This window comes from Bifidobacterium platyrrhinorum, assembly GCF_010667645.1.
Lineage (GTDB): Bacteria > Actinomycetota > Actinomycetes > Actinomycetales > Bifidobacteriaceae > Bifidobacterium > Bifidobacterium platyrrhinorum.
This window is the reverse complement of the sequence record NZ_WHZV01000001.1, coordinates 460,318-472,849: the sequence shown is the minus strand read 5'-3', so window position 1 is coordinate 472,849 and position 12,532 is coordinate 460,318. Positions and strand designations below refer to the sequence as shown.

Here is a 12,532-nt window from a genome sequence, read left to right as displayed (position 1 = left end):
GCAGATGAAACGTCCGGACGGATGGAAAGGACGACGATGTACGACAGGCGCTTGGATGCTATCGTGGCGGCGGCGGAGACGGGCAGTTTCGCGAAGGCGGGGCGCCTCCTGCACATCTCGACGCCGGCAGTCGCCAAACAGGTCAACACGTTCGAAACGGAATACGGGCTCACCCTGTTCGTCCGCTCGCACGGCGGCGTGACCCCCACACCGGCCGGCACGGAACTCGTGGAGGGCGCGCGCGACCTGATCCGCCGGTCGGATGAGATCATCCGCAGGGCGCGGCGGCGCGCCCGGCCGGACATCGTGCCGGTGCGTCTCGGCGTCTCCATGCTGCGGCCGGGCAGACGCATCCTCGACCTGTGGCAGCATGACGCCGGCCGCACTCCGAGCATCCGCCTCGAACTCGTCTCCCTGCCGGACAACCGCACGTCCATCACCGACATCATCGCCCGGCTCGGCGGCACGATCGACGTGATCGCCACCGCGTTCGCACCCGATCATTGGACGGGCGTATGCGGGACGCTGGCATTGTCCTACGAACCGTTGTGTCTGGCCGTGCCGCGCGGCCATGCGCTCGCCCGCCGCGCCAGGGTGACGCTCGACGACCTCGCCGGCACGCGCATACGCATGCTGCCGCGCGGCAACGGCACGGACGACGTCGCACGCGACCTGTTCGAACGCGCCGGCGGCATCGAACTGGCCGACATCGACCATTACGATCTGGACGTGTTCAACGAGTGCGCCCGGACCGGCGACCTGCTCGTCTCCAAACCGATGTGGGCCGACGTGCACCCGCAGCTCGTCAACGTGGCCGTGGACTGGCCCGAACCGGTCGGCATGCAGTACGGTCTGCTCTACCCGACCGACCCCACGCCAACCGTCGCCGCGTTCGTGGACCGCATCGCCGAGCTCGCCGGCGTGGAGCGAAACGCATCCGCACGGGAGGCGACGGAAGCGGGTGACGCCCGCTGATACGATGGCGGTATCGCGGGAGGTAACGCGAGCAGCATCGACGGATCGAGGGAGATCGCCATGTCCACGCGAGACCACGACACGACACCATCAACAACCGTCACGACGTCCGCGCCGACCGCGCCGGGCGAAGGCTCGTCACGCGCCTCACACACATCCCGGTCCCCGAGCCGCGCGAAACGCGTCCGCATCATCCTCGCCGCGCTGCTGGCGGCGATCATCGCGATCGGCGGAGGCGGGACCGTCTGGTGGACGCTGGGAGGCGGCGCCCGAACCGTCGCGCTCATGCGCAGGGAGCCGGCCGAACCGGCGACGCAGACCGCGATCGACGCGGTCACCGGATTCGCCTACCGTTCCGCACCCGGGTTCCTCGACGCGGCGAACGGCGACGACGGCAACGTCAACGTCAACTACTCCCCCACGTCGATGTGGATGGCGCTCGCGCTCGCCGCGCAGGGCGCCGGCGGCGCGACGCGCACGCAATTGGACGAGACGCTCGGAGCCAAGGGTCTCGGCGACGGGGACTACACGTCGCTGCGCTCGTCGGTCAACGGCCGGTACGACGATGCGCGGTCCGTGATGGACGTGCACGACTCCGTGTGGGTGGATGGCCGCTACACGCTCAAGGATTCGTTCCGGCGGGCCGCGCAGGAAAGGTTCGACGCCGACGTGGAATCCCTCGCGTTCGACGCGCGCGCCGAGAAGCGCATGTCCGAATGGATCGAGGACAACACCCACGGCATGCTCAAACCGGACATCCGGTTGAACGCCGACACGGTGATGACGATCATCGACACCGTGTACGCGGACGGCCGCTGGGAGACACCGTTCGAGGAGACGAACACCGAGGATCGGACGTTCCACGGCGCTTCGCGCGAGCGCATGGTGCCGATGATGGCGCATACGTTCGATTCGATGGGCTATGCACAGGCGGCGGACGGCTCATGGCGGCGCGTCTCCATCCCGTTCGACAACGGCGGCGCGCTGACGGTGCTGCTGCCCGCCGAGGGACGGTTCGACGAGTTCTCCTCCGACGCGGCGCGGCTGGAGTGGGCGATGTCGACGTGCTCCGCGCGCGAGACCGGCGGCGATGCGCCCACCTGCAGCGAGAAGGCCGGAACCGATGCCGCGGGAAACGCCGTCCCGGAGGTGGAGGCCGCGTCGACAAGCGTGGACCTGAAACTTCCGCGGTTCTCCATCGAAAACGCGTTCTCTCCAGAGAGCGCCGAGAAGACGCTCCGGGCGTTGGGCGTGACGGACGCGTTCTCGCAGGGCACGGCGGATTTCTCCGGCATGCTGGAGCCTGACGGGCTGCCGGGGAATCCGTTCATCGGCGAGATCATCCAGGGCACGCGCATCGAGGTGAACGAGAAGGGCGCGAAGGCGGCCGCGTTCACGCAGATCCAGACGGAGGCGGCCGGGGCGCCCATCGCCGATAAGGTCACGTTCGACGTGGACCGGCCGTTCCTCTACGAGTTGTCCACGCCGGACGGCGTGCCGTTGTTCATCGGCGCGGTGCGCGACCTGTGACGCCCCTTCGCCGTCCCCCGTCCATGAGCGGCAGGGTGAGACGCATCGTGGTGCCGGCCGGCGACGTGGATTCCACGTCGAGCGTGCCGCCGTAGCGGGTCGCCACGTCGCGGGCGAGGGAGAGGCCCAGCCCGTAGCCCTGGTGCGCGGTGCCGTCGTCGTCGCGGGCGAACCGGCGGAACAGGCGTTCGGGATCGTCGCCGATGCCGGCGCCGTGATCGGTGACGCGCACGACGGCCCGGCCGCCGTGCAGGTAACCTACCGAGACGGCGACCTGCGCGCCATCGGGCGAGTGGGCGATGGCGTTGTCGAGCACGGCGACGAGGCATCGGGACAGTCCGATCGCGTTGCCGCGCACGACGAGCCGTCCGCGTTCCCCGTCGACGCGCACGACGAGGCCGACGCCGCGCGTCTCGGCGAGCGGGCGCACCTCCTCGACGGACTGGTCGGCCACGTCGGCGAGGGCTACGGGTTCGGCGTTGACGGCGCCGCGTGCGGCGACGAGCAGGTCGGTGATGATGGCGGTCATGCGGTCGACGTCGCCGCGCAATGCGGCGAGCGGCGCGTCGATGTCGCCGCCATGAGAGCGGCGGAAGTCGATGAGGTCGATGCGCGTGGCGATCACGGCGAGCGGCGTCTTGAGCTCGTGACTGGCGTCGGCGACGAAATCCTTCTGGAGTTCGAACGCGCGTTCGAGCGGTTCGACCTCCTTGCGCGCGTAGTAGCGGCCGACGACGGCCACGGCGGCGATAACGCCGACGACGAACAGGAGGGTGAACGCGATGGCCTTCCTCGTGTCGATGACCATCATGCCGGAGCCGAACTGTTCGGTGACGCTCATGGCATTGGGGTCGAGGCCGCGTTCCGTGAACTCGTGGCGTGAGCCGAGCAGCACCCCGAGCGTGAAGAGGATGCCGCCGATCACGGTGATGGCGGCCATGGCGATGGTCATGCGCAGGCTGATGAGCCGGGCGCGTCCCTTGTTCGATGATGTGATGCTCATCGCTCATCCTTCCGGAGTGCCGATGCGGTAGCCGCGGCCGCGCACGGTGTCGATGATGCGACGCGTGGTCTTGCCGCGCACGTAGGAGACGTACACGTCGACGGCGCCCAGGTCGCTGCCGGGCGAGAACGCGCCGGCGAGCAGCTCCTCGCGGGTGAACACGTGGTCGGGTGAGGTGGCGAGCGCGGCGAGCAGCTTCGTCTCGACGTCGGTGAGCGGCACGGCCCGCCCGTCCGGGTCCTCGATGACGTTGGAGTCGGGTTTGAGCAGCCAGTCGCCGACCATCACGCCGTTGGCCTGCGCGTGGAAGCCGCGCAGGAGGGCGCGCAGGCGCGCCTCGAGCTCGACGAAGTGGAACGGTTTGGTCAGGTAGTCGTTGGCGCCGGCGTCGAGGCCCTCGACGATGTCGTCGATTTCGACGAGCGCGGTGAGGATGAGCGCCGGCGTGGTGACGCCGGTGCCGCGCAGCATGCGGATGAGGTCGAGTCCGTCGCCGTCGGGCAGCCGCCGGTCGACGATGAGCGCGTCGTAGCGTGCGCCGGCCATGAGCCGGGTCGCGTCGCCGACCGATTGCGCCCAGTCGGTACGGTAGTCGGCGGCGAGCATCTCGGCGGTCATGGCGCCGAGGTTCGGGTCGTCCTCGATGAGCAGGACGGCGGGCAGGAGCAGCCGCTCCGGCGACGTCTCCGTCCTTTCCGTCGTCCTGTTCTCATCCACTGTGGTCATATGCGTTCACCTCGCGGATCGGCCATGGTCTTCTACGGTTATATCAGACCGCGGCACGGCTTAGGAACCGCTAAGAAACGCGTGACGGTTGGCGTCGCGCCGCGGTGGCGCTATCGTGCCCGGTATGCAGAACAACCCTCCCGTCTTCACCGCCGAACAGGTGTCGTGCACGGTGCCGTCGCCCGATGGCGACCGCATTGTCTTTTCCGGTCTCGCGTTCGCCATCGCACGGGGGGAGATCGTCGATCTCGTGGGGCCGTCCGGCTCGGGCAAAAGCAGCCTGCTGACGGCGTTCGCCCGTCTCAATCCGCATGCGACCGGCACGTTCATGCTGGAAGGCAGGACGGCCGACGGGTTCACGCCGCAGCGGTGGCGCCGTGAGGTGGCGTATCTGCCGCAGAAGCCGATTCTGCCCGGAAACACGGTGGCCGAGGCGATTCGCCTGCCGTTCACGCTGGCCGTGCGCGCCGACGCGCCGACGGCCGCCGCGGGGGCGGACGGCGACGGACGGCAAGGCCGGTTCGGCCGCGGTCTGTCCCGGTTCTTCCGCAGCGACGGGGCGCATGCGCGTGAACTGCTGCCGAACGGCCGCATCCGTGGGACGCTGGACGCGATGGGATGCGACGACATCGATCTCGAACGTCATCCGCACGACCTGTCCGGCGGCCAGGCGGCGCGCATCTCGCTCGCACGCACCCTGCTGACCGAGCCGAAGGTGCTGCTCGCCGACGAGGTGGACGCCGGTCTGGACGACGAGAACGCGGACAGGGTCGCGTCGATCATGGCGTATGCGGCGGGGCGGGGCATGGCGATCGTGCGCATCCGCCACCGTCCGCCGGACGGGCGCGCCTCGCGCATCGTCACCCTTGAGGGCGGTGCGCTCACCGAGACCATGGCGGAGGCGGCGGACGGGAAGGGGGCCGGACGATGAGCGGCAACGCGTACGACATCGATGTATGGGGTCTCGTCGTGGCGATGGCGATGGTCGCCGTGGCGGCGGGCGTGAGCGAGATCATGCGCATGGGCATCGGCAGGTCGCTGCTGTGGTCGGCGTGCCGCGCCCTGCTGCAGTTGTGCGCGATGGGCTTCGTCGTCGGGTTCGTGATCCGCGCGGACAACCCGTGGTTCGTGTTCGCCACGATCGGCGTGATGCTGCTCGCCGCCGTGCAGATCGTGCTGTCGCGCGCCAAGGGCGTGCCGAAGGGACTCGCCGGGCCGGTGCTGCTGAGCCTGACCATCACGATGCTGCTCATGATCGCCCTGGTCACCGAGCTCGTGGTGCGTCCGCATCCATGGTATGCGCCGCAACTGGTCGTGCCGTTGACCGGCATGCTGCTCGGCAACACGGTCTCCGCGCTGGCGGTGGGGCTGAGCCGGTTCTATGAGAGCATGGACGAACGCCGCGACGAGATCGACACGCTGCTCGCATTGGGCGCGACCGCATGGGAGGCCGCCCGGCCGTCCATCGTCTCGTCGATCCGTCTCGGCCTGCTGCCCACGATGGCCACGCTCGCCTCATGCGGCATCGTGACGATCCCCGGCATGATGGCCGGGCAGGTCATCGCCGGCGGCGACCCGGTCGAGGCGGGCAAATACCAGTTCGTGGTGTTCGCCGCGATCGCGGCGCTCACGCTCGTCGCCGACAGCCTCATCATGGCGATGACGTACCGCACCTGCTTCACCGCGGACGACCAGTTCAGGCCGCGGGACATGCGCGGCGTGCGCTGAGCGGCCCATCGGGTCGCGACCAGCGCGCACGTGTTCCGTCACCCGCCGTTTCCCCGCCGTTCGCGGCGATTCCTCCCACAGGATGGCCGTGAGCGCTACCATGGGGATGCGTGGAATCCGATTCCACGGATACGAATGCATGATTGAGTATGAGTAGCGAACAGGCAAACGAAGATAACGGAATAATGGGAAACAGTGGTTTTACGATCGACCGCTCGTGGCTGACCGGAGCGAAGGAAAGCATCAGCCAGTGGTCGTACATCATGTTGAAGGATGCGGACGATAACGACATCGACTGGGATTGGGTGCGTTCGCTCGACCTGGAGCACGGCATCGGCGTGGCCGGCCCCGCGGACTACGAGGCGGGCGCCTCGTCCAGCGTGCACGACCTGCTCAAGGCCGACCTCGCGATCCGCGACAGGCTCGAGGCCATCATCGCGAAGATGAGCATGACCTTCATGCGCGACTTCGACCGGAAGATCCGGACGTATGACCTGCCGCGGGCGCTCGCCTACGCGGACCGCCGGCTCAACGACCAGATCGCGCTGCTGCGCGACCGCGGCATCGCCGAGGGCCTGTGGACCGTCGAGGACGAGGACCGCCAGCGCGTCACCGTGCCGGTGCTCACGGCGGCGCGGGACGGCGTGGTCGTCGACGACATCCAGGACCGCACCGCGGAGATCGTCAACACGCGCGCCGAACGACGCAAGGCGGACCGGGCCAAGCGCGAGGCGGCGCGCCTGCACCGCGAGCACGCGCTGTTCGAGGCCGACGAGGTGAGGAACGGATCAGTCGAGGCGGGTCCGGACGAGTCGGCGCCCGTCGATTCAAGCTCCGACCAGGGCAGCCCCGACTACCTCATCGAGGGCCAGCCGGTCATCAACGACGACAACCCCGCCGTCCCGGCCATCGAACAGGTGAACCGCGACGAGACCGCCGTGCCCGAGGCCCGTTTCGAGAAGTCGCGCCACGCGGCGGCCGAGCATGTGGCCGCGCGCGAGGCGGCGCGTCCGAAGGACTACTGGCGCGAGGTGTTCCTGCCGGGCCGCGACGTGGACAAGGTGATGGGCATCGACCTGGAGACGAACGGCACCGAACCGTACCGCGCGTACATCATCGACGTGGGCTTCGAATACATGAACATGAAGTCCCCGCGTCCGGCGGACGCCCCCACCGGCTACGAGTACGACAAGGACTACTACGAGGGCGGCGACGCGTACGACCAGCATCGGTTCTCGTTCGGCGTGACCGACGAGGCGGCGCGCCACGGCAACCCGTTCATCATCCAGCTGACCGGCATCGACATCAAGCAGCGCGTCGGCGCCGGCTATCCGATGTTCGACGAGGACGCCGAGGCGCAGGCCGATCTGCTCAAGCGCCTGACCGCGCAGCCGTTCGTCGCGCACATGGCCACGTTCGAGCACAGCTTCTTCATGCTCAACGTGAAGGGCTACGCGGAGGCGTACCGCAACGGCCACGTGACCATCATCGACACGCTGCCGATGAGCCGGCTGTGGGACGAGGGCTCCATCCCCAGCGAGGAGCACCCCGACGGCGACAACCGCCTCGACGCGTACGCGAAGCGCCAGGGGGCGCTGCGCGAGGACGACGCCGAACGCCACCTTGGACTCGAGGACACGCACATCATGCTGCTCGCCATGAAGCATCATCTCAAGCAGCTTCAGGCCGAGGCACGCGGGCCGTGGGGGCCCGGCGGCAAGGCCGGCGTCGGCGGCAAGCGCATCATCAGCCACCGTCGCCACTGGAGGCGTTGATCGGCGTCACGGCTCGATACGAGCGTTGAACGGACATCGTGTCGTCTGTTTTGGTTGCACCGAACGGACGACATGATGTCCGTTTTCACATGCCAGCCCAGGGGACCCCATATTGTCGACCCACCGAGTATCCTGACCTGCAGGCGATGGAACCCGCCCGGAAACCCGTTTTCCGAACCGCATTACCGCTGATAGTTCCTACACGATTCTCCCTGAGGGGCCGTCGTGTCTTCAGCGGACCGCGGCGGCATCCGGAAAGGCAACGATATGGGTCATCGCATACCCCAGATCCATCCCGACATCATCGTCGTCGTCTTCGTCGGCGGCACGATCGGCACCGCATTGCGCTACACGTTCGCACTGATCCCCGCGGCCGGCGACTTCCATACCGGCACGTTGGCCGCGAACCTGCTCGCCTGTTTCCTGTACGCGGGACTGACCGCGTTCCTCGCCGGCTCCGCATCGTTCGCCGCGCGGTTCGGCTCCCGCGGCAAGGAGTACGCGAGCCGCGGGCTCGGCATGGGACTATGCGGCGGGTTGTCCACGATGTCCACGCTCGCGTTGGAGTGCTTCACCGCGATCCGTTCGGGCGACGCGGGCGTCGGTGTCCTGTATCTCGTCGTGACGTTCGCGCTCGGCATCCTGTGCGCCGCGATCGGAGCATGGGCGGGCAGGCGGCTCGCCGCGACCGGAACCGCGTCCGGCACCGCATCCGTGTCCGACGTGCGCAAGGAGGCGTGACGATGGCCATGTTCCTTCCCGTGCTCGTCTGCCTGTTCGGCGGTCTGGGCGCCTCCTGCCGCTATCTGCTCGACACGACCGTCAAGACGTATTGGACGCGTGCGTTCCCGATGTCCACGTTCGTCATCAACCTGCTGGCCGGTCTTCTCGCCGGGCTCGTCGCCGCGGCGGCGCTCGGCGGCGGGCTGGACGAATCATGGCGGCTGATGCTCGCCACCGGTTTCCTCGGCGGTTTTTCGACGTTCTCGACCGCAATCAACGAGATGGTGACGTTGTTCGTCAAGCACCGCTACCCCACCGCCACCGGCTATCTGCTGGCGAGCGTCGTCGTCCCGCCGCTCGCCGTGGCGGTCGGGTTCATGCTCGTCGCATGACGTAGGGTCGCATGGGCTTCGGCGTCCGGATCATTCGTGGACGCCGAGCTCGCGTTCCAGCCATGCGCGTTCGGCGTCGATCTCGGCGTCATGGATGGTGATGACGGCGCGACGGTATTTGTCCTCAACCTTGTCGTTGTCGATGGGGCCTTCGCCGTCGCTGTAGAGGCGGCGCACGTCGGCCTCGGCGAGCGAGTCGAGCCGACGGCGCAGCACCGCGTTCCTGTCCGCCTCGTCGGGGATGACGGACAGGAACGACATGACGACCGCCCATTTGGTGATGTTGGTGAGCATGTACCCGCTCGTGCCCTTGAGTTCGGCGATGAGCGCCTCGCGGCCGGCCGGTTCGAGATGGAATTCACGCAGGCGCCGCCCGTTGACGACCGTATGGGTCTCGCCGATGTACCCGGCCTTGACGAAGCGGCCGGTGACCGCATGCAGCGTGCCGTCGGAGACCGCCTGCATGTAGCCCTGGAGCTGTTCCATCTTCTTGCGCAGCCGGTAGCCGCACGCGGGACCTTCGGAGAGGAATCCCAACGTCATGAGTTCTATCGTGTTCATCATGCCCACCATGATACCTCGCTTCGATATATCTCGAAACGACACGCCGACGGCAAATGGCGGTCGCCCCACACGCATTCCGCGGAATTCCGCCGTTCTTCAACCCACTATACATTGATTCGATATATCTCGGCTTGAAATATGCCAATACCTCGAATAGAGTGATGACCAACGCGAGGACGACGGGAACGGCAACCGCACCGCCGCCGGCAGCGACAACCGGAACGACAACGGAACACACCACCGGAAGGAAACCATCATGAGCAACATCACCATCTTCGGCGCGGGCAACATCGGATCCGCCGTGGCGGGCATCGCCGTCAAGGCCGGCGCTGCCGTGCAGGTCATCGACCGTAACCCGGATAAGGCCGCGGCCGCCGCCGAAGGCGTCGCCGGCGCGAAGTTCGGCGAGGCCGTCACCGGCGACATCGTCGTGCTCGCCCTGCCGTTCCCCGCCTACGAGGAGACGCTCGCCACCTACGCCGACCAGTTCGCCGGCAGGACCATCGTCGACGTGTCCAACCCGATCGACTTCACCACCTTCGACCTGGCGCTACCGGAGGGTGCGAAGTCCGCCGCCGAATGGCTGGCCGGCAAGCTGCCCGAATCCAAGGTCGTCAAGGGCTTCAACACCACCTTCGCCGCGACCCTGGCCACCGGCGTCAACGACGGCGCCCCGACCGTCGTCCAGCTCGCCTCCGACGACGAGGCGGCCAAGAAGTCCGTCGCCGCGTTCATCGAGGCCGCCGGACTCAAGACCGTGGACGCCGGCCCGCTCAAGCGCGCCCAGTACCTCGAAGGCTACGGCGCCCTGCAGATCGTCCTCGGCGTGACCGAGCAGACCCCGTGGACCGGCGGCTTCAAGGTCGTCAAGTAAACGGTCGTCCCAACGACGAATGGCCGGGCCCCGACGTGATGCGCATCACGTCGGGGCCCGGCCATTCGCACGCCATGCGCGCAAGCGCAAGACACACAGTCCGCACAGGGAATCCGGGCATATTAGAAGGAGCTACTCCCCCATGCCGAGCATGCCGCGCAGCCAGTCGAGCTCCGCGGAGACCTGGGCGTCATGCACGGCGATCAATCCCCTGCGGTAGGGGTCGTCGATATGGTCGATCGACAGCGGATTGCCCGCATCGCAGTAGAAGAAGTGCACGTCGCCGCCGGAGAGCAGGTCGTAGCGGCGGCGCAGCACCGCGTCGCGGTCGGCCTTGTCCGGCACGACGGACAGGAAGGTGAGCACGACGCGCCACCGGTTGAAGTCGGTGAGGATGAAGCCATCCGCGGTCTTCAGCGCCTCGACGAGCGCCTCCCGGCCGGCCGGTTCCAACGTGAACAGGTGACGCTGACGACCGTCGCGCACATCCGTCTGCTCGGAGATGAGACCGGCCTTGACGAGACGGCCGGTCGCCGGGTAGATGGCGCCGTCACTGAACTTGCGCATGTCGCCCTGCAGCTGCTCCATCTTCTTGCGCAGTTCGTAGCCGCACATCGTCTTCTCGGACAGGAATCCGAGGATCATCATCTCGATCAGGCTCATACCCTACTTCTCACCTCGTTTCGACATACCCAGCCATGATAGCGGCCGGCACGGATGCACGCCGCCGCGTTCCGCCCGCGGCTGACCCGCAGCGGTTCGCGGGGAGAACACCCCCTCGTGCGTCCGCCATCGCCCGTGGCCACCACATGATGGTGGCCACGGGAGTACAGTAGCGTTCCGTGATCCAGAAGCATGCAGGAATCGGAAGGGCCTCGGCCGACGCGAAATACCGGCAGATGACGCAAAGCCCCATCAAGCCGTTGATTCTGCGGCTGTGCATCCCGGCGGTCGTGTCGAATCTGGTGACCACCGCATACAACCTCACCGACACGTTCTTCATCGGCCAGTTGGGAACCTCGCAGTCGGGCGCGATCGGCATCGCGTTCTCCATCATGACCATCCTGCAGGCGCTCGGATTCTTCTTCGGCAACGGTGCGGGCAACTCGATGAGCCGCGAACTCGGCAAACGCAACGACGAACGCGCATCCAAGCTGCTCGCCATCGGATTCGCGGGCGCCGTGCTCTCCGGCCTCGTCGTGACCGTCGTCTGCCTGTCCACGTTGCGTCCGCTGGTCATGGCGTTGGGATCGACCGTGACCATCGCACCGTATGCGGTCACCTACCTGACGCCCATCCTCGTGGCCGCGCCATGCGTATGCGGCTCGTTCGCGCTGAACGGTCTGCTGCGCTATCAGGGCCAGTCCGCGTTCGGCATGATCGGACTCGTCACCGGTGCGCTGCTCAACTTCCTGCTCGCCCCATTGTTCATCTTCGTGGCCCATATGGGCATCTTCGGCGCCGGACTCGCCACCGGCATCTGCCAGACGGTGAGCTTCGTCATCCTCACCGTGATGAGCGCCCGGTTCGGCGTGCTGAAGCTGTCGCTGCGCAACTGCCGTCCCGACCCGCTGCTCCTGCGCGAGATCGCCGGCGGCGGCCTGCCGTCGTTGGTCCGTCAGGGCGCCGGCTCGATCGCCACCACGTGCGTCAACATCGCGGCCAACCCGTTCGGCGACGCGGCCATCGCCGGCATGGCCATCGTCATGCGCATCATGCTCGGCGCGAACTCGGTCATCATCGGCCTCGGCCAGGGATTCCAACCCGTCTGCGGCTACAACTACGGCGCCGGGAAGTTCGCGCGCGTGCGCGAGGCCTACTGGTTCTGCGTGAAGCTCGCCACCGGCGTGCTGCTCGTGCTCGCCGTGGCCATCTGGATCACGGCGCCGCGGCTGGTGGAGGTCTTCCGCTCCGACCCGGCCGTGGTCGCGGTGGGCGTCGCCGCCCTGCACTTCCAATGCGTGACGGTCGTGCTCAACGGCGTCAACATGATGGGCAACATGATCTCCCAGACGCTGGGCAAGACCGGCATCGCCTCGTTCCTCGCCGTATGCCGCACGGGCCTCTATCTCGCGCCGATCGTGCTCATCCTCCCTCATTTCCTCGGCGTGACCGGCGTGGAGGCCGCCCAGTCCCTGGCGGACATCCTCACGTTCGCGACGACCATCCCGTTCATGCGCCACATCCTCGGCAAGGTGCTGCGCTGAGAGACGGCAAGCGGGTCCGCCGCGACGACGTCCGG

The 12,532-nt window shown here is 67.5% G+C and carries 12 protein-coding genes, 1 pseudogene and 1 riboswitch; of the genes and pseudogenes, 9 read left to right on the top strand and 4 right to left on the bottom strand.

Going from position 1 to position 12,532, the window contains the following annotated elements; all coding sequences use genetic code 11:
* Window positions 1-36: 36 nt before the first annotated feature.
* Both GFD21_RS01865 and GFD21_RS01860 read left to right on the top strand, forming a co-directional pair.
* The gene (locus GFD21_RS01865) at window positions 37-975 is read left to right on the top strand and encodes a LysR family transcriptional regulator (protein WP_163196230.1); all 939 of its coding nucleotides are present in this window, start codon (window positions 37-39) and stop codon (window positions 973-975) included.
* A 60-nt stretch (window positions 976-1,035) separates the two neighbouring features.
* Window positions 1,036-2,505 (top strand): serpin family protein, encoded by a 1,470-nt coding sequence (locus tag GFD21_RS01860; protein WP_163196229.1) that lies wholly within the window; start codon window positions 1,036-1,038, stop codon window positions 2,503-2,505.
* On the opposite strand, the gene GFD21_RS01855 is transcribed toward GFD21_RS01860, so the two are convergent.
* Together GFD21_RS01855 and GFD21_RS01850 are read right to left on the bottom strand one after the other, a co-directional pair.
* Entirely contained in the window at window positions 2,480-3,508 is a 1,029-nt protein-coding gene (locus GFD21_RS01855; protein WP_163196228.1) for a sensor histidine kinase, read from the bottom strand. The genes GFD21_RS01860 and GFD21_RS01855 overlap by 26 nt on opposite strands.
* 3 nt (window positions 3,509-3,511) lie before the next feature.
* Window positions 3,512-4,234 (bottom strand): response regulator transcription factor, encoded by a 723-nt coding sequence (locus GFD21_RS01850; RefSeq protein WP_163196227.1) that lies wholly within the window; start codon window positions 4,232-4,234, stop codon window positions 3,512-3,514.
* Window positions 4,235-4,358: 124 nt separating this feature from the next.
* Between GFD21_RS01850 and GFD21_RS01845 the strand changes: the two genes are divergently transcribed.
* The 5 genes from GFD21_RS01845 to GFD21_RS01825 all read left to right on the top strand — a co-directional run bounded on the left by GFD21_RS01845 (window position 4,359) and on the right by GFD21_RS01825 (window position 8,852).
* Window positions 4,359-5,165, top strand: coding sequence for an ABC transporter ATP-binding protein (locus GFD21_RS01845; RefSeq protein WP_163196226.1), 807 nt, complete (start codon window positions 4,359-4,361; stop codon window positions 5,163-5,165).
* Complete coding sequence (locus tag GFD21_RS01840; RefSeq protein ID WP_163196225.1) at window positions 5,162-5,962, top strand: ABC transporter permease; 801 nt, start codon at window positions 5,162-5,164, stop codon at window positions 5,960-5,962. Before GFD21_RS01845 ends, GFD21_RS01840 begins: the two co-directional genes overlap by 4 nt.
* A gap of 185 nt (window positions 5,963-6,147) precedes the next feature.
* Window positions 6,148-7,737, top strand: coding sequence for a PolC-type DNA polymerase III domain-containing protein (locus GFD21_RS10940; protein WP_191996811.1), 1,590 nt, complete (start codon window positions 6,148-6,150; stop codon window positions 7,735-7,737).
* Between the two features lie 133 nt (window positions 7,738-7,870).
* A riboswitch (Fluoride riboswitch) is annotated at window positions 7,871-7,945 on the top strand.
* Between the two features lie 59 nt (window positions 7,946-8,004).
* Window positions 8,005-8,478 carry a fluoride efflux transporter FluC gene (locus GFD21_RS01830; RefSeq protein ID WP_163196224.1) on the top strand — a complete coding sequence of 158 codons (474 nt, stop codon included), beginning with the start codon at window positions 8,005-8,007 and terminating at the stop codon, window positions 8,476-8,478.
* Between the two features lie 2 nt (window positions 8,479-8,480).
* Window positions 8,481-8,852: a fluoride efflux transporter FluC gene (locus GFD21_RS01825; RefSeq protein ID WP_163196223.1), complete on the top strand. Its 372-nt coding sequence runs from the start codon at window positions 8,481-8,483 to the stop codon at window positions 8,850-8,852.
* 30 nt (window positions 8,853-8,882) lie between these two features.
* Here GFD21_RS01825 and GFD21_RS01820 read toward each other — a convergent pair whose 3' ends face one another.
* Window positions 8,883-9,416, bottom strand: coding sequence for a PadR family transcriptional regulator (locus GFD21_RS01820; protein ID WP_225431525.1), 534 nt, complete (start codon window positions 9,414-9,416; stop codon window positions 8,883-8,885).
* A 244-nt stretch (window positions 9,417-9,660) separates the two neighbouring features.
* Between GFD21_RS01820 and GFD21_RS01815 the strand changes: the two are divergent.
* Window positions 9,661-10,290, top strand: a pseudogene (locus tag GFD21_RS01815) (NADPH-dependent F420 reductase); the annotation flags it as partial.
* Between the two features lie 132 nt (window positions 10,291-10,422).
* Here the strand turns inward: GFD21_RS01815 and GFD21_RS01810 are convergent.
* A complete protein-coding gene (locus GFD21_RS01810; RefSeq protein ID WP_163196221.1) occupies window positions 10,423-10,953 on the bottom strand; it encodes a PadR family transcriptional regulator in 531 nt (176 codons plus the stop codon).
* A 179-nt stretch (window positions 10,954-11,132) separates the two neighbouring features.
* Between GFD21_RS01810 and GFD21_RS01805 the strand changes: the two genes are divergently transcribed.
* Window positions 11,133-12,497 carry an MATE family efflux transporter gene (locus GFD21_RS01805; RefSeq protein ID WP_163196220.1) on the top strand — a complete coding sequence of 455 codons (1,365 nt, stop codon included), beginning with the start codon at window positions 11,133-11,135 and terminating at the stop codon, window positions 12,495-12,497.
* The last annotated feature ends 35 nt before the right edge of the window (window positions 12,498-12,532 follow it).

Bases quoted from the DNA above. Each gene is read 5' to 3' on its own strand.
- GFD21_RS01865 (WP_163196230.1), top strand. From the start codon at position 37: ATGTACGACAGGCGCTTGGATGCTATCGTGGCGGCGGCGGAGACGGGC.
- GFD21_RS01860 (WP_163196229.1), top strand. From the start codon at position 1,036: ATGTCCACGCGAGACCACGACACGACACCATCAACAACCGTCACGACG.
- GFD21_RS01855 (WP_163196228.1), bottom strand. From the start codon at position 3,508: ATGAGCATCACATCATCGAACAAGGGACGCGCCCGGCTCATCAGCCTG.
- GFD21_RS01850 (WP_163196227.1), bottom strand. From the start codon at position 4,234: ATGACCACAGTGGATGAGAACAGGACGACGGAAAGGACGGAGACGTCG.
- GFD21_RS01845 (WP_163196226.1), top strand. From the start codon at position 4,359: ATGCAGAACAACCCTCCCGTCTTCACCGCCGAACAGGTGTCGTGCACG.
- GFD21_RS01840 (WP_163196225.1), top strand. From the start codon at position 5,162: ATGAGCGGCAACGCGTACGACATCGATGTATGGGGTCTCGTCGTGGCG.
- GFD21_RS10940 (WP_191996811.1), top strand. From the start codon at position 6,148: ATGGGAAACAGTGGTTTTACGATCGACCGCTCGTGGCTGACCGGAGCG.
- GFD21_RS01830 (WP_163196224.1), top strand. From the start codon at position 8,005: ATGGGTCATCGCATACCCCAGATCCATCCCGACATCATCGTCGTCGTC.
- GFD21_RS01825 (WP_163196223.1), top strand. From the start codon at position 8,481: ATGGCCATGTTCCTTCCCGTGCTCGTCTGCCTGTTCGGCGGTCTGGGC.
- GFD21_RS01820 (WP_225431525.1), bottom strand. From the start codon at position 9,416: ATGATGAACACGATAGAACTCATGACGTTGGGATTCCTCTCCGAAGGT.
- GFD21_RS01810 (WP_163196221.1), bottom strand. From the start codon at position 10,953: ATGAGCCTGATCGAGATGATGATCCTCGGATTCCTGTCCGAGAAGACG.